This window comes from Haloprofundus marisrubri, from assembly GCF_001469955.1.
GTDB lineage: Archaea > Halobacteriota > Halobacteria > Halobacteriales > Haloferacaceae > Haloprofundus > Haloprofundus marisrubri.
The window spans coordinates 106,243-122,076 of the sequence record NZ_LOPU01000040.1 but is presented as its reverse complement, the minus strand read 5'-3'; the positions used below and the strand labels follow the sequence as shown (position 1 = coordinate 122,076).

Sequence of the window (15,834 nt, the reverse complement as noted above, 5' to 3'; positions counted from 1 at the left end):
CGACTACACCCCTCCGTCGGTCGTCGGGCCGCCGCTCTCGGGACCCTCCGTAGTTTTCGACCGAAGGCAGACGTTCGTGGAGGGCCAGTTCTCCACGAGTCGAAGCCGGCCGACTGCGGTTCGTTCGGACTCGTCGCTCGGTGGTGCTGACATGAGTTGGCTTACCGTGGTGATGACATCGACATTTCCGTCGGGCTTATAGCTGCATGTTTCCTTCGTGGATGTTCGTGGCCGCCATTACGCGAGTTCCCGGTCGGTCCGGTCGGCGACGGTCTGTGCGGCGTCCGTCATCGCCTGTTCGGGACTCTTCGCGCCGTCGAGCATCCGGCCGAGTTCGGTCTCGAGCGCGTCCTGCGCTTCCGGCGAGTCGACCGTGTAGTTGTACGGCTGAATCTCCGTCGCCACTTCGGCGAACAGTCGGAAGATTGGCTGACCGTCGTAGAACTCCTGTTCTTGGTCGTAGATGTCGGCCTCGTAGGCGGTCGTCAGCGACGGGAACAGACCGTACTCTTCGAGCATCGTGTTCTGGACCTCCGGCGTCGTCATCGCCCAGAGACAGTAGTCGAACGCTCGGTTGACGACGCTCTGGTCCGAGATTTGTGAGGGTATCGCCATGTTCGAGCCGCCGCGGTTCGACGCGCGGTTGCCGCCCGGTTCGAACGCTGGCAGTTTGAACACACCCCAGTTACCCGCGGTGTCGGGCAGTTCCGCGCGGAGCGTGCCGTCCATCCACGCCGCACTCGGCAGCGACGCGAGGGTCCCTTCCGCGAAGGAGGTGAACCAACTGCCGGACCACAGTTCGATTCGGGTGGAGATGCCGGCGTCGCTCATGTCTTTCATCAACTGCGCGACGCGGATGCTCTCCTCACTCCCGATGGCGACGGCCCCGTCGTCGGTGAACGCCTGCCCGCCGAGCTGTCGGACGTACATCCGCCACGTCTGGCCCATGTCCCCTTGCGGGAGGTTGACCATCGCAACGTCGTCGGGGAGTTGCTGTCCCGCCTCGATGAAGTCGTCCCACGTCTCGATGCTGTTGGGGTCGATGCCGGCTTCCTCGTACAGGTCGCGTTTGTAGTAGATTCCGGTCGGGCCGATGTCCCACGGAATCGCGTACACTGCGTCGTCGTGGCTAACCGTGCCCCACTTCGTCTCGACGATGTCCTCTCGAATCCCTGCCTCGTCGATTCGGCTCGTGAGGTCGGTGAGACCGTTGACGCTCGCGTAGTTCGTCACGTCGAAGTTCTGTACGACCGAGAAGTCGGGGGCGCCGCTCCCGCTCGTGATTGCGGTCTGGAATCGTTGTTCCCAGGAGTCGCTGCCGAGTTCCTCGACGGAGATTTCGGCTCCCTCCTGCTCGTTGTACGTCTCCGCAGCGTCCTGCAGTGACCGGGCAGCGATGTCCCATCCCCATCCCGTCGACGACTGTGCCAACTCCGAACTCGACCCGCCGCCGTTGTCCGAACTGTTCCCGCCACCGCCGTCGCCGCTGTTCTGGTCGCCGCCGGTGCTCACGCTACATCCCGCTAAACTGGTCGCGCCTGCAACGCCGAGCATCTGAAGTAACTGGCGGCGACGCGCACTAGGCTCTGAAGAGTTTGGCATAAGTTCTCCAATGACACCATTTCTCTAGGGGCTATATCAATATATCGGTGTGTATAATCATTAGTGGTTATCGAAGGACCACTCAGGGATAAAAACTGACGAGCGGTCATCCTTCAGGACCCGCATCTCTGGTAAACGGATATCAAGCGCGCCGAGCGCCACGGCGTGACGGGCCGGGGTGTGGTGTCCGCGGTCAGTCGAGGGCGAACGTGCTGTTCAATGCTTCGTCACCGTCGACCGTCGGACTGAACTCACAGCCGACGTAGCCGTCGTATCCCGCGTCGTCGATGGCCGTGAGGACGTTCTCGTAGTTGATTTCGCCGGTCCCCGGTTCGTGGCGACCGGGAACGTCGGCGATATGGATGTGCCCGATGTGGTCGACGTGGTCGGTTATCGTGTCGACGAGGTTTCCTTCCGTTACCTGCTGGTGGTAGACGTCGTACAGCAGTTTCACGTTCGGTGAGTCCACTGCTTCGACGATATCGACGCCTTCGACGGTGTCGGTCAGGAAGTACCCCGGATGGTTGACCGCGGTGTTGAGCGGTTCGACGACGAGCGTCACGCCCGCTTCTTCGGCGTCGTCGGCGACCCGACGGAGCACGTCGACGATGTTGGCGTGTTGTCGCTCCCGACTCAGTCCGTCCTGGTCGGGACCGGTCGTGACGATGAGCGACGGACAGTCGAGGTCGGCGGCCGTCTCGATGGACTCGCGGATGGTTTCGACCGTCTCGTCGGCCGCCTCGGGGTCGGTGAGGACGCCGCCGGCGGTACAGCCAACGATGGGAACGTCGGCGTCGGCGGCCGCCGTTCGTATCGCGTCGAGGTCCTTCTCGCGCCAGTCCCAGAACTCGATGGCGTCGGCACCGGCGTCGCCGGCCCGTCGAATCCGGTCGGGAAACGAATCGTCGTCGTACACCATCTCGACGCAGACCGAAAACCGAACCATCAGTCGTCTCCCGCCGGTTGGGGCGTCAACTCCCCCGACTCTATCATCGCCGCGAGCGGGTTGTCGTCGATGTCCAGCGGTAGGTCGACGCGGCCACGACGGCGCGCGGACTCCCAGACCGCGAAGATGAGTTCCGTCGCGTTCAGCGCGTTCTCCGCGCCGAGTTCCGGCGTCTCGCCCGTTTCGAGACAGCGGACGTTCTCGGCGATAGCGCGGTCGATGAACTCCCAGCCGTGGAGGCCGTCTTCGGTCTCGATTGTCTCCCACTCGCCGCCGGCGCGGCGGATGCGAAGCGGCGGGAGGTCCTCGCCGTCCTCTGCTTCGGGACCGACTTCGATGGTTCCCTCGGTGCCGACGAGTCGGTTGTGACAGCGGAACGCGTCGGCCGGACCACCAGTACCGGTGCTGTCGGAGGCGGCGATACCGTGGACGCCGTTTTCGTACTCCCAGTGGACGATGGCTTGGTTCTCGTTGTGCGTCCCGAAGAGGATGTTCTCCTCGTCGTAGTGAATCTGGCCGAGTACCCACTCGGCGGGTGTCTCGTCGTTGAAGTAGTTACAGAGGTCCAGCGAGTGACTGCCGTAGTCGAAGATGCCGACCGGCGCGGAGAACTCCACGCGCTGGAGGTCACCGATTTCGCCGTCATCGAGCAGTTCCTTGGCGGTTCTGACCGCGTCGCTGAAGCGCCGCTGGTGGTTGATAGTCAACTGGACGCCGTGGCGCGACGCCTCCTGCGTCATCAGTTTCGCGCCGCCGTAGGTGTCGGCCATCGGTTTCTCGGCGTGAATCGCGTCAACGACGCCGCTTCGGATGCAGTCGACGGTGATTCGCTCGTGAAGCGCCGGTGGAACGCAGATAGAGACGATATCCGGTTCGACCTCGTCGAGCATCGTCTCGTAGGACTCGAATATCTGGGCTTCGTCGAGACCGAACTCGTCGGCGAACGCCTCGGCGTTCTCTCTGACGATGTCCGCACAGGCGACGAGCGAACAGTCGTCGTGTTTCTCGTATCCGGCCGCGTGGTGATACGCCATCGCGTATCCGTCTCGTCCCGGGTTCTCAGGCTCTGCTCCGGTTCCAATCACCGCTACGGTGTACGACATCCTGTAAAACTCTCCGGGTTCAACATAAAGAGCTTCGCAAAACGGCAACGAGTTGGCGAAGCCGTGCCCCGTCGTATACTCGGCAGTGTGGATGCGGGCGACGCTCTCGCGTGCGTACTCGGTTTCGACAGTCGAGAGCCGAAAGTGCACGATACGATACTTTTATGCCAACCACCGGGACATATGGAACCGAATGTCGCGGATAGCGCTCGTTCGGGCAGGGAGTGTGGTCTTCGCCCGGGCCGTATCGGCGATGTCTTCAGGTTCGAGCGGCGTCGAGTGCGGACGAGTACGCTCGGCAACACCGACTCGGCAGTGTCCGGCACGCCGATAGGTCGCGGCACCGAAAGCCGCAACCAGCCACGACAACGACACAGAACTATGACGAAAATAATCGACTACGACCTGTACGAAGTACCGCCACGGTGGCTCTTTCTGCGCATCGAGACGAGCGACGGCACGGTCGGTTGGGGCGAGCCGGTCGTCGAGGGACGCGCGAAGACGGTCGAGGGGGCCGTCGAGGAACTCATGGATAATTATCTGCTCGGTGAGGACCCCAACGCTATCGAGGACCACTGGCAGCGGATGTACCGCGGTGGGTTCTACCGCGGCGGCCCCATCCTGATGAGCGCCATCGCGGGCATCGACCAGGCGCTGTGGGATATCAAAGGCAAATATTTCGGCGCACCCATCTACGAACTGCTCGGCGGACGGGCGCGAAGCCGAGTGCGCGTCTACCAGTGGATCGGCGGCGACAGGCCCTCGGAGGTCGGCGACGCCGCCGCGGAGAAAGTATCAGAGGGGTTCACCGCACTGAAAATGAACGCCACCTCCGAGATGCGCCGGGTGGACAACCCCGCCTCCGTCGACTCGGCGGTCGACAGACTCCGAGAGGTCCGCGAACGCGTCGGCCCCGAGACCGACATCGGCGTCGACTTCCACGGCCGCGTCTCGAAACCGATGGCGAAACGACTCGCGGCGGCGCTGGAACCGTTCGACCCGATGTTCATCGAAGAGCCCGTTCTGCCGGAGCACAACGACGCGCTCCCCGAGATTGCGGCGCATACGACTATTCCTATCGCTACGGGCGAGCGGATGTTCTCACGGTGGGATTTCAAAGAGATATTCGAGTCACAGGCAGTCGACGTCATCCAACCTGACCTCTCGCACGCCGGCGGCATCACCGAGGTGAAGAAGATTGCTGCGATGGCCGAAGCGTACGACGTCGCCGTCGCGCCGCACTGCCCACTCGGCCCCATTGCACTCGCGTCTTGCATCCACGTCGACGCCTGTTCGCCGAACGCGCTCATCCAAGAACAGAGTCTCAACATCCACTACAACGAAACGAGCGACGTGCTCGACTACCTCCAGAACCCCGACGTGTTCCAGTACGACGACGGCTACGTCGACATCCCCGATGGACCGGGACTCGGCATCGAAATCAACGAGGAGTACGTCGAACAGCAGGCCGAACAGACCGTCGACTGGCACAACCCGGTGTGGCGCAACGACGACGGGAGCGTCGCTGAATGGTGAACCTGCCCGACGGCGGCGACAACGGCAGCGTCGGCCTTCCGTCGAGAGACGGCCGCCTCAGCGGTCGGGTCGCAATCGTCACCGGGTCGACGCGAGGCATCGGGGCCGGAATCTGCCGGCGGTTCGCGGCCGAGGGCGCGAACGTCGTCGTCTCGGGTCGCAGCGAGGCCGCCGGTGAGGCCGTCGCCCGCGAGATTCACAACGCGCCGACGGCGGGCGACGCCGCCTTTATCGAGTGCGATATGCGGGAACCCGAAGCTATCGAGTCGCTGGTCGAACGAACAATCAGCGAGTACGGCGGTGTCGACGTGCTCGTAAACAACGCGGGTGTCCAGACCGAGACGGGCGTCGAGGACGCGACGCTCGACGACTGGTCGTTCGTTCTCGAAACGAACTTTCGGGCCTACTGGTTGGCTGCCAAGCACGCAATCGGGTACATGCCGGCCGGGGGCAGTATCGTGAACATCTCGTCGAATCACGCCTTCGTGACGATGCCGGAGCATTTCCCGTACAACGCGGTGAAGGCGGGTATCGACGGGATGACCCGGGCGATGGCGCTCGAACTCGGTCCGCTGGACATCCGGGCGAACACGGTCAACCCCGGATGGATAGAGGTCGAACGAACCCGAGAAGAACTCGAAGACGGCCGTTACGAGGCAGTCGAGGAGCTGCATCCGCTCGGCCGCATCGGACAACCGGGCGACGTCGCCGGCGTTGCGACGTTTCTGGCGAGCGACGACGCCGCGTTCGTCACCGGCGAGAGCCTATTGGTCGACGGCGGCCGGTCGGTCGTGATGGACGACGACGCGTTTCGGTCGTACAAACGGACGCTGTAGACTGCGCGTATCGCTTTCTCTCGGTAGAGTAGCACGACGCCAAGTGGACGCTCTGTCCAACGGCTACCAATCGTTCGCTATCAGGAAACGGTCCTCACTGAGACGAGCCAACGGCGCGCGTTTACCGGTCGCTGGACCGAGAGGAGTGAGGTGTCCAACGAAGAAGAGGGAGAAATCGTTTCTCAAGAAGAAACACTATGTAGCCTCTCCGACTGGAACAGGTATGAGCAACGACGAACGCTATCCGGTCGGGTCGGTTCGGACGACGTTCAGAATCGTCGAAGCCCTCGAACAGCGAGGTACTGCGGGTGTCACCGAACTCGCCGAGGAAATCGGTCTCTCGAAGAGTTCCGTCCACAAACACCTCACGACGCTCGAATCGCTGGACTACGTGGTCAGAGACGAGGGAACCTACCGGCTCGGATTTCGGTTTCTGGGTGTCGGTAATCGCGTCCGAAACCGCTCGGAACTCGTGTCGATAGCGAAACCGGCGATAGAGAACCTCTCTCGAACCGCCGGTTCGGTGACGAATCTGATGGTCGCAGAGCACGGATACGGCGTCTACGCGTATCGCGCGGGCGAGCAGTTCGAGACGTCGAGCTACCTCCCTCCCGTCGGCGGGCGCGTCTATCTACACGCCACCGCAGGCGGGAAGGCGATTCTCTCGCAGTTCTCCGACGAGGAAGTAGAGACAGTTCTCGACCGTCGAGGCCTCCCGTCGCTGACGGAGAAAACCATCACCGACGAACAGGCGCTTCGTCGGGAACTCCGGTCGGTTCGGGACCGAGGACTGGCGTTCGAGCGAGGAGAACACCTCCCGTCGGTCCAGTGTGTCGCCGCACCCGTGACGGCGTCCGGACGACCGGTCGGCGCGATAAGCGTCTCTGGAAGTATCGACCAGATGAGTGGGAAGAAGCTCGAAGAGGACCTCGCGGGGTTGGTCGTCAGTACCGCGAACGCCATCGAGGTGACGCTCCTTCGTCGGTAGTGTTTCTCGATAGCGAACAGACTGGTCGATGTCGGCTTCAGAAGTGCACGAATTCGATGCACCGCTTGGGGTTCGATTCAAGTTCGGGAACGTCGAACCTCACGAAAACACCAACAGTAGGTCGGAGAAAGACGAATAGCGCTGCAAGAGATGAGTCGCGTTTCGTCGGGTTACTACTCTATGCGCTACTATGTTTCTCATTGAGAAACGAGATGAAGTTATGAGTCCACGAGAGGCAGTTTCTGCATGCGCGTAGTTCGAGTTATGAGCTTATTCATAACACTACTAGAACTGTTATTCTGCTCTGACTAACCCGTACCGTTAAACCACCGACTCGCCAAGGACGAGTACAGATGGACTCCGAGAAGACGGGCGACGATTCTAATCGACCCAACAGTAAGGTCGCACGCGTTATCGAGGCGTACGACCTCGGACCCGAATTCGGTGACCGACTAGAGCGACTCTGGACAGGCGAGGGTGAAGAGCGGCAAAGCCTTCGGGACTTGGCGGACCTCTTCAATCGACGTGTACTCGACGCCGCGCTGAGGGAGGCCGGAGCGTCGATGTTGGACGGTGAAGTCGAGAACGTCTACCGTCTGTTGACTGACGACGATGTGAGCAGCGGGATGCGGACAGAGGCGCGGGTCAGACTCGAACGTGACGGTGTCGATATCGACAGACTCGAACGTGATTTCGTCACGCACCAAGCGATACGCTCGTATCTCAAAAAATATCGTGGGGCGGAGTACAAAGGAACGAGCGACGCCGAGAGAATGGAGAACACGACTCAGAGCATCCAGCGTCTCCGCTCGCGCACGGCGACAGTGACCGAGGGCAACCTCGACCAGTTACGAGCGAACGACCACATCACCCTCGGCGAGTTCCGCCTGTTCGTCGAGATGAACGTACTCTGTGAAGAGTGCGGCGCGCAGTACGCCGTCGACGAACTGCTCGAACGCGGTGGATGCGACTGCGAGTCCCGGCGTGATACCGAAGAAACGAGCGAGTCGAACTGAGGAGTGCGGTCCGTCAGCGATCAAAAATTCCGAGACAGCGATTCAGATTTCGGAGACGCGAGCGTCCTCGTTCTCGATTGCTTGTGCGTCCTCCGGGAGCAACGCGACAACGAGGAACTCCGCGTAGTCGGAGAGGTAGTCGACGAGACGAGCGATTCTGTCGGAGTCGATAGCCTCCAGCGAGTCAAGCAGCATGAACGGAACCGTCTCGTAAAGGTCGTGGACGAGATAACCCGCCAGCGCGAAGATGAGGCCGGTCACCTCCTGTTCGGACTCGCTGAGGTGGTCGACGGTGTCCTCGTAGGTCGTTCCCGACTCGGTGCTGCGGACGATGTGTAGCTCGAACGCCGCTTTATCGACTTTACGTCGACCCTCACGGACGCGACGCTCGACGCGTTCGATCCAGATTCGTTCGATGTTCGCGTACTCCAAGATGCCGAGTACGGCGTCCATGTGCTCGTTGAACTCCGAAATCGCCTGCGTCTCTATCTGCTCGATTCGGGTTCGGAGGTCGGTGAGTTCGTCGGCGATGCGTTCGCGTTCGTCGTCGAGACGACGCTCCTCGGCGAGTTCTTCTTCGATGTCGGTGATGTCCGATTCGACGGATTCGAGTGAAGACTCCAGTCGTCTGAGTTCGAATTCGAGTTCGTTCGCCTCCTTGTGGAGGTCGAGTATCTCGCCGAAGTCCTCCGATTCGAGACTGTCGACCGTCTCTTCGAGCGCTTCGACTTCCTCGCCGAGTTCGTCGCGTTTCTCGCGTTTCTCCGAGAGCGTCTCCTCGCGGCGGTCCAGTTCGTCTTCGACGCGTCGGCGCTTCGCTCGAAGCGTCTCCGCCCGCTTTCGTTTCTTCTCTCGTTTCTTTTTCTGCGCTCGGAGTTCGCTGAGGTCGTCTTCGATGTCGCGCACCGTCGAGAGTTTCTCTTTCCGGAGCGCGCGCAGTTGGTCGAGCGTGCCTTCGATGTTCTCTCTGTCGACGTTCGACCCACAGGTCCAACAGACGACTGTGTCGTCGTCGACGAGTTTGTCGGTGACTGCTCCGGAGTCCACCCCGGAGTCGTTCTCCGACGACAGCGTCGCCGTGACTGCACCGTCTTCGAGCATCTCCTCGTTGAACTTCAGAACGTTCTGCAGTTCGCTGACTTCGCTGCTGAGGCGCTGTTTGCGCTCACGGAGTTGGTCGATTCGGTGGTCGATGTTTCCGTCTGTCTCGTCGGTGTCGTCGTCGAGGTCGGCGAGTTCGTCTTCGAGTTCGCGCTGTTCGCGCGTCAACGACTCGATACTCTCCTGTTCGAGGTCGATATCGGAGCGAACCGTCTCGAGGGCGGCGCGGCGGTCACGGAGCTCGTCGAGCTTCGCTTCGAGTTCGCGTTTCTCCTCGCGCGACTCGTCGACATCGGAGCTGTGGTCGTCGATTTCGGCTTCCTTCGCCGCCAGTTCCTCTCGTTTGGCGTCGAGTTCCTCTCGCAGTCGTGTCCGTTCGGTCTCCAGTTCCGGCAGGTCGCGCTTCAACGCCTGCAGTTCGTCGATTCGGTCGTCGAGTCGTGATTTCTCGGTTTCCAACTCCGAGATGTTTCGGTGTATCGCGTCGGTGTCGACCGGTCGCATGATAATCTCTCGGAGGTCGACGTTCTGCGTGACCGCTCGCCGTGCCTCGTTGTTGCCGAGAAGGAACGCGAAGAGGTCGGCGACGTCGGCGTCGTCGTCAAGGAACGGGTCACCGCTCGTGCTCACGCCGCCACCAGTTCGAGTCAGCGTCCGAGTGTACAGTTCGTCGCCGAGTTCGAGTTCGACGTGGCCCTCGTCGGCGTCGCCTTTCAACGAAACCCGTTCGCTTCCCATCGTCGCCATGATAGCCTGCAGAAACGACGTTCGGTTCGTCGCGTTGCGGCCCGCGAGAACCGTGATGCCTGGCGGAAGTTCGACGGTTGTTTCGTCAATACCGCCGACGTTTTTCACCACGAATCGTGCGGATTCGTCCGTGGTAACTTTCGATGACATAGCTAATATTCTGTGTGGGTGGTATATAAAAATTGTTAGCCCTCGCGATTCCGGGCATCGGTCCCACACGGGTCGGGGGACGCTGGCCCCTCAGTGAACCGTACGGTCGTCGCTCGTGTCGATATCCTCTATCGGGTCGGCGTTACCGTAGGTGGGTGACGGCTGGTTCTCGCCGGCTGCGGCCCACTCGCAGGCGTTTGCGAGGACTTGCTGGATACTTTCGTCGTGGTAGACGGGGTACGTCTCGTGGCCGGGACGGAAGTAGAACACTTTGCCCGCGCCGCGGCGATAGCAGCACCCCGAACGGAACACTTCGCCGCCTTCGAACCAACTGTTGAACACGAGCGTCTCGGGGGCAGGCACGTCGAAGCGTTCGCCGTACATCTCCGCTTCCTCCAGTTCGATGTAGTCGTCGTCGAGGCCGGAGACGATCGGGTGGCTCGGTTCGACAATCCAGAGTCGTTCGCGCTCGGCGGCTTCGCGCCACTTCAGCGAACACGTCGTCCCCATCAGTGATTTGAAAATCTTCGAGTAGTGTGCCGAGTGCAGGACGAGCAGCCCCATCCCGTCGAGTACACGTTCTTTGACGCGTTCGACGATGTGGTCGTCGACCTGGTCGTGAGCGGCGTGACCCCACCAGGTCAGCACGTCGGTGTCGTCGAGCACGTCCTCGGTGAGTCCGTGTTCAGGTTCGTCCAGCGTCGCCGTTTGCGTCTCGAAACCGTGTTCTTCGAGGGCGTCGGCGATGACCGCGTGGATACCGTCAGGGTAGATATCCGCGACGACGTCGCTATCGCGTTCGTGAACGAACTCGTTCCAGACCGTGATTGTTGGACTTGTCATAGGGTACTGGTCTCGTGCAGTCGATAAGGATGTATCGGTGCGATGTGACTATCCCGTCGAGACTACCGTCAACACGAATCGACGTGCGTGGTCGGTACGAGTCCGTACCACGTTCGCAAAACAACATTCCCGAATGGACAGTCGACTACTTTTATGAGTCGCGGGAAGCGTACTCACTCTATGACACTCGAAGAAGACGCCCGGGAGTACCACAGCGAAGAACCGGCGGGAAAAATCGAAATCTCGACGACGAAGTCGACCAACACCCAGCGTGACCTCTCGCTGGCGTACTCGCCCGGTGTCGCCGCACCGTGTCTGGACATCGCTGACGACCCCGACCGCGCGTACGAGTACACGGCGAAGGGGAATCTCGTCGGTGTCGTCTCCGACGGGTCGGCCGTTCTCGGATTAGGCGATATCGGCGGACAGGCCTCGAAACCCGTCATGGAGGGCAAAGGCGTGTTGTTCAAACGATTCGCCGACATCGACGTGTTCGACGTCGAACTCGACGCCGACGATGTCGACGAGTTCACCGGTATCGTGAGTGCGATGGAACCGACGTTCGGCGGTATCAACCTCGAAGATGTCAGCGCACCGGAGTGTTTCGAAATCGAGTCGCGGCTCCGCGAGGAGATGTCGATTCCCGTCTTCCACGACGACCAGCACGGGACCGCAATCATCTCCGGCGCTGCACTTCTCAACGCGCTCGATATCGTCGACAAAGACCTCGACTCGATTCGTGTCACGTTCGCCGGTGCGGGCGCGGCGGCGACGGCGACGGCACGGTTCTACGTCTCACTCGGTGTCCGACCCGAGAACATCGTCATGTGCGATATCGACGGCATTCTCACCACCGAGCGGGCGGAGGCCGGAGAACTCAACGAGTACAATCGGGAGTTCGCCCGTGACGTCCCGGCGGGAGATGTCGCCGACGCGATGGAGGATGCCGACGTGTTCGTCGGCCTCTCGGCAGGTGGTATCGTCTCCCCGGAGATGGTTCGGTCGATGGCCGACGACCCAATCATCTTCGCCATGGCGAACCCCGACCCGGAAATCACCTACGAGGCGGCCAAAAACGCCCGCGACGACACCGTCATCATGGCGACCGGACGCTCCGACTACCCGAACCAAGTGAACAACGTGCTCGGGTTCCCGTTCATCTTCCGTGGTGCGCTCGACGTGCGCGCGACCGAAATCAACGAGGAGATGAAGCGTGCGGCCGCGGAGGCGCTCGCCGAACTCGCCCGTCAGGACGTGCCCGACGCCGTCGTGAAGGCGTACGGCGACCAACCGCTCCAGTTCGGTCCCGACTACGTCATCCCGAAACCGCTCGACACGCGGGTGCTGTTCGAGGTGTCTTCGGCCGTCGCACAGGCGGCGATGAAAAGCGGGGTCGCCCGCCGGGAGATAGACCTGACCGAGTACCACGAGCGCCTCGAAGCGCGCGTCGGGAAGTCGCTGGAGATGCTCCGCGTCATCCTCAACAAAGCCCAGAGCGCCTCGAAGCGCGTCGTTCTCGCCGAGGGCGACAACGAGAAGATGATTCGGGCCGCCGCTCGAATCGAATCTGAGGGTATCGCAAAACCGCTGCTCGTCGGCGACAGAGACGCCATCGAATCGGTCGTTTCGACTCGTGGACTGGAGTTCGAGCCGACCGTCGTCGACCCGACCGACGACGTACTCGACGAGTACGCAGACCAACTCTACCGACGGCGCCAACGAAAGGGTGTGACGCGCCGCGAGGCGTCCGAACTCGTGCGAACCGACCCGAACTATCTCGCGAGCGTCATGGTCGCCGCCGGTGACGCGGACGCGATGCTCACCGGGGTCACACATCACTACCCCAGCGCACTTCGCCCGCCCCTGCAGGTCATCGGCACGAAACCCGATACGGAGTACGCTGCCGGCGTCTACATGCTCGCGTTCGACGACAGAGTCGTCTTCTGTGCCGACGCGACGGTCAACCGCGACCCGAGCGCCGACGTGCTCGCCGAAGTCGCCCGGCACACGGCGTCGCTCGCGCGCCAGTTCAACGTCGACCCACGGGTGGCGTTTCTTTCCTACTCGGACTTCGGGAGCGTCGACAACGACGGAACGCAGAAACCACGTGAGGCAGCCCGACAGTTGACCGCGGACCCGTCGGTCGATTTCCCGGTCGACGGTGAGATGCAGGCCGACACGGCGCTCGTCGAGGAGATGCTCACCGAGACGTACGAGTTCTCCGACCTCGAGGAACCCGCGAACGTCCTCGTCTTCCCGAATCTGGAGGCGGGCAACATCAGTTACAAACTCCTCCAGCGACTCGGCGACGCCGAGGCCGTCGGCCCGATGCTCGTCGGCATGGACAAACCGGTCCACGTGGTACAGCGTGGCGATGAAGTGAACGACATCGTCAATCTCGCGGCGGTCGCGGTCGTCGACGCGCAAGAAGACTGACTCCGACACGAGAGACAAGTCGGGTCGTCTCGGGGACGGGTGACCTCGCTGCCGTCCCTACCAGTGCGTCTCGACGACGTCGGCCGCGTGGTCGAGCGTTCCGTACGAGTCGGGCCGCTCTTCGGCTTCGTAGACGAGCCACTCGATACCGTGGCCGCGGACGGCTTCGACCGCCGCTTCGACGTCCAAGTCGCCGTCGCCGACTTCGACGACGTCGCCGGTCTCGGCGTCGTAGTCCTTGAGATGGACGATGGTTACCCGGTCGCTGTGGTCGTCCAGATACGGGAGCGGGTCGTACCCGGCGGCCCCGACCCACCCGAGGTCGAGTTCGAAGCCGATGGTCTCCGTCTCCGCCATCAGCGTCGAGAGCGCCGGTTCGCCGCCGAGTTCGACGAACTCCTGATTGTGGTTGTGGTAATGTAGCGAGAGGTCGTGGTTTTCGAGGTCCGCCGAAACGGCCTCCAGTCGCTCGGCAACCGATTCGACCGCGTCTACGGACGAGAACTGTTCTGGGTCGAGCCACGGCACGACGACGTCTTCACAGCCGAGTTCGCGGTACGTTTCCGCGACTGTGTCGACGTCCTCCTCTAACTCCTCCAATCCGACGTGTGCGCCGGCGAGTTCGAGGCCGGCGGTGTCGAGCGCCTCGGCGATTGTATTCGGGTCTTGTTCGTCCAGACCGGCGAGTTCGACACCCTCGAAATCGGTCTCACCGACACGCTCGATGACGGTCGGAAGCGAGTCGTCGACCCCGTGAAGGCTGTACAGTTGGAATCCAATCGATGTCATATCCGTACTACCGCCCTCTGGGTTATAAACGTCGGTGAACGGCCAGTAGTTGCCGATAGCTCGTCTCGTCTGCGGCCGCATAGATGGTAGAGATAAACGCACGCACGCCGTTCAGCGTCTTCCAGTCTGTGTTCTTCCACCCCGGAACCGAGCGAACAGCACAGAGTTGCCGGCGGCGTGGATAGCATCGTTGGCATCGGCGGCCCAGCCCGAATCCCCAATCCAACGATGAAAAGCCGAGCCACGCCGATGCCCGTCCTGTAGCCCGCCGATGGACGAAATACGAGAGTTACTTCTGTACAAAGAACTAATGTGTTCGGGCAAGAATCGAGGACTAATGGCCGATATCGTATCTACCGAAACCGACGTCGTATCCGGGCAGTGCTTCAGGGACGCCGGCGTGTGGAACGAGCGGGGGGACGTGTCGGGCCGGAACGCTTCGTTAACGCACTGGCTACCGCAGGAACGTCCTCGAAAGTGAGTTCGACCACCGCGACGGACGGAGGCGACTGACTGTGCGACCCGTCTCGACGGTTCGTCGAGCACTCCGGCTCCCGGGGATTGGCGTGTTGCTCACCGTCTCCGCGGGATGGTTTCTGACGCTCGGGATGCGCTTCGTCGTCCCCGCGTTGTTGCCGACGATTAGCGCCGATTTCGGTCTCTCGAACGCCGCCGCTGGATTCGCCGTGTCGGTCGTCTGGGCGGGGTACGCTATCATGCAGTTCCCCGCCGGGATGGTCGCCGACCGCGTCGACGAGCGGACGTTGCTCGTCACCAGCCTCTGTCTCGCCGGGGGGAGTCTCGTCGTGCTCGCAGGAGCAATCAACTACGAACTCTTCTTGGTCGCGTGCGGACTGTTCGGCCTCGCAACGGGGCTGTACGGGCCGCCACGTGGGATGTTGTTGTCGCGGACGTTCACCCGACGCTCCGGAGCGATGTTCGGTATCGCGCTGGCTTCGGGGAGCGTCGGCGCGGCGTTGCTACCGTTCGTCGCCGTCGCCGCCGCAGGAGTCACCGGGTGGCGGCCGTCGTTTCTCGTCTTCGTCGCCCCGTTCGTCCTCGTCGCAGTCGGTCTCGCGCGGGCGGTGCCCCGACGAACCGAGTCATCGGGGTCCACGCGAACGCTGCTGTCCGTCGGGCAGTGGCGAGCAGTCGTCAGAGCGCTCGTCGTGACGCGGGCGAGAGTCGTCGTGCCCGCAGTCTCGTTGATGATTTTCGGCTTCCAGGCGATTACGGCGTTTCTTCCGCTCTACCTCGTCGCAGAGAAGGGGTTCGACGCCGCACAGGCCGCGCTCCTCTACGGGATGCTGTTCGCAAGCGCAGCGGTCGTCCAACCGCTCGCTGGAACACTGGCTGACCGGTTCGGCGAGCAGCGGACGCTCGTCACGACGTGTGCGGTGAGCATCGTTCCGCTCGTCAGCATCCCCTTTCTGGACGACGTCGTTCCGCTGGCGCTGGCGATTGTCGCACTCGGTGTCCGTGAGGGAGTAGTCCCGATAAGCAACGCGCTCACTATCGCCGCACTCCCCGAGGACGTCCGTGGGTCTTCGTGGGGACTCGCCAGGACGCTGTTCATGGGTTTCGCATCGATGGGTTCGGTGGTCGTCGGCGTGTTCGGTGACTACGGACGGTTCGACGAGGCGTTCTTCCTCCTCGCGGCGTTGACCGTCGTCTCGGTGCTGCTCTACGCGACGCTGCCGTCGGAGTGAGTCGCACAGGCCGACGCAAACGACACATGCGA

13 protein-coding genes are annotated in these 15,834 nt (G+C 62.1%); 6 read left to right on the top strand and 7 right to left on the bottom strand.

Going from position 1 to position 15,834, the window contains the following annotated elements:
- Positions 1–3 precede the first annotated feature (3 nt).
- The 4 genes from AUR64_RS20700 to AUR64_RS19240 all read right to left on the bottom strand — a co-directional run bounded on the left by AUR64_RS20700 (position 4) and on the right by AUR64_RS19240 (position 3,651).
- Positions 4–153, bottom strand: a complete 150-nt coding sequence (locus tag AUR64_RS20700; protein ID WP_155120673.1) for a hypothetical protein — start codon at positions 151–153, stop codon at positions 4–6.
- An 84-nt stretch (positions 154–237) separates the two neighbouring features.
- The gene (locus tag AUR64_RS19250) at positions 238–1,554 is read right to left on the bottom strand and encodes an ABC transporter substrate-binding protein (RefSeq protein ID WP_240479642.1); all 1,317 of its coding nucleotides are present in this window, start codon (positions 1,552–1,554) and stop codon (positions 238–240) included.
- 241 nt (positions 1,555–1,795) lie between these two features.
- Entirely contained in the window at positions 1,796–2,548 is a 753-nt protein-coding gene (locus AUR64_RS19245) for a hydroxypyruvate isomerase family protein (RefSeq protein WP_082230872.1), read from the bottom strand.
- Positions 2,548–3,651, bottom strand: coding sequence for a Gfo/Idh/MocA family protein (locus AUR64_RS19240; RefSeq protein WP_058583594.1), 1,104 nt, complete (start codon positions 3,649–3,651; stop codon positions 2,548–2,550). The genes AUR64_RS19245 and AUR64_RS19240 overlap by 1 nt, the downstream gene beginning before the upstream one ends.
- 381 nt (positions 3,652–4,032) lie before the next feature.
- Between AUR64_RS19240 and dgoD the strand changes: the two genes are divergently transcribed.
- The 4 genes from dgoD to rdfA all read left to right on the top strand — a co-directional run bounded on the left by dgoD (position 4,033) and on the right by rdfA (position 8,027).
- The gene (gene dgoD, locus AUR64_RS19235; protein WP_058583620.1) at positions 4,033–5,187 is read left to right on the top strand and encodes a galactonate dehydratase; all 1,155 of its coding nucleotides are present in this window, start codon (positions 4,033–4,035) and stop codon (positions 5,185–5,187) included.
- Positions 5,181–6,023 carry an SDR family NAD(P)-dependent oxidoreductase gene (locus AUR64_RS19230; protein ID WP_058583593.1) on the top strand — a complete coding sequence of 281 codons (843 nt, stop codon included), beginning with the start codon at positions 5,181–5,183 and terminating at the stop codon, positions 6,021–6,023. Before dgoD ends, AUR64_RS19230 begins: the two co-directional genes overlap by 7 nt.
- Positions 6,024–6,246: 223 nt before the next feature.
- Positions 6,247–7,011 carry an IclR family transcriptional regulator gene (locus tag AUR64_RS19225; protein ID WP_058583592.1) on the top strand — a complete coding sequence of 255 codons (765 nt, stop codon included), beginning with the start codon at positions 6,247–6,249 and terminating at the stop codon, positions 7,009–7,011.
- Positions 7,012–7,364: 353 nt separating this feature from the next.
- The gene (rdfA, locus tag AUR64_RS19220) at positions 7,365–8,027 is read left to right on the top strand and encodes a rod-determining factor RdfA (RefSeq protein WP_058583591.1); all 663 of its coding nucleotides are present in this window, start codon (positions 7,365–7,367) and stop codon (positions 8,025–8,027) included.
- A 42-nt stretch (positions 8,028–8,069) separates the two neighbouring features.
- On the opposite strand, the gene AUR64_RS19215 is transcribed toward rdfA, so the two are convergent.
- The gene (locus AUR64_RS19215; RefSeq protein ID WP_058583590.1) at positions 8,070–10,025 is read right to left on the bottom strand and encodes an archaea-specific SMC-related protein; all 1,956 of its coding nucleotides are present in this window, start codon (positions 10,023–10,025) and stop codon (positions 8,070–8,072) included.
- A 90-nt stretch (positions 10,026–10,115) separates the two neighbouring features.
- Positions 10,116–10,868, bottom strand: coding sequence for a ThuA domain-containing protein (locus tag AUR64_RS19210; RefSeq protein WP_058583589.1), 753 nt, complete (start codon positions 10,866–10,868; stop codon positions 10,116–10,118).
- A 180-nt stretch (positions 10,869–11,048) separates the two neighbouring features.
- On the opposite strand from AUR64_RS19210, the gene AUR64_RS19205 reads away from it, so the two are divergent.
- Positions 11,049–13,304: an NADP-dependent malic enzyme gene (locus tag AUR64_RS19205; RefSeq protein ID WP_058583588.1), complete on the top strand. Its 2,256-nt coding sequence runs from the start codon at positions 11,049–11,051 to the stop codon at positions 13,302–13,304.
- A gap of 57 nt (positions 13,305–13,361) precedes the next feature.
- Here AUR64_RS19205 and AUR64_RS19200 read toward each other — a convergent pair whose 3' ends face one another.
- On the bottom strand, positions 13,362–14,093 hold the full coding sequence (locus AUR64_RS19200; RefSeq protein WP_058583587.1) for a sugar phosphate isomerase/epimerase family protein: 732 nt from the start codon (positions 14,091–14,093) through the stop codon (positions 13,362–13,364).
- 515 nt (positions 14,094–14,608) lie between these two features.
- Between AUR64_RS19200 and AUR64_RS19195 the strand changes: the two genes are divergently transcribed.
- Positions 14,609–15,802 (top strand): MFS transporter, encoded by a 1,194-nt coding sequence (locus tag AUR64_RS19195; protein ID WP_058583586.1) that lies wholly within the window; start codon positions 14,609–14,611, stop codon positions 15,800–15,802.
- The last annotated feature ends 32 nt before the right edge of the window (positions 15,803–15,834 follow it).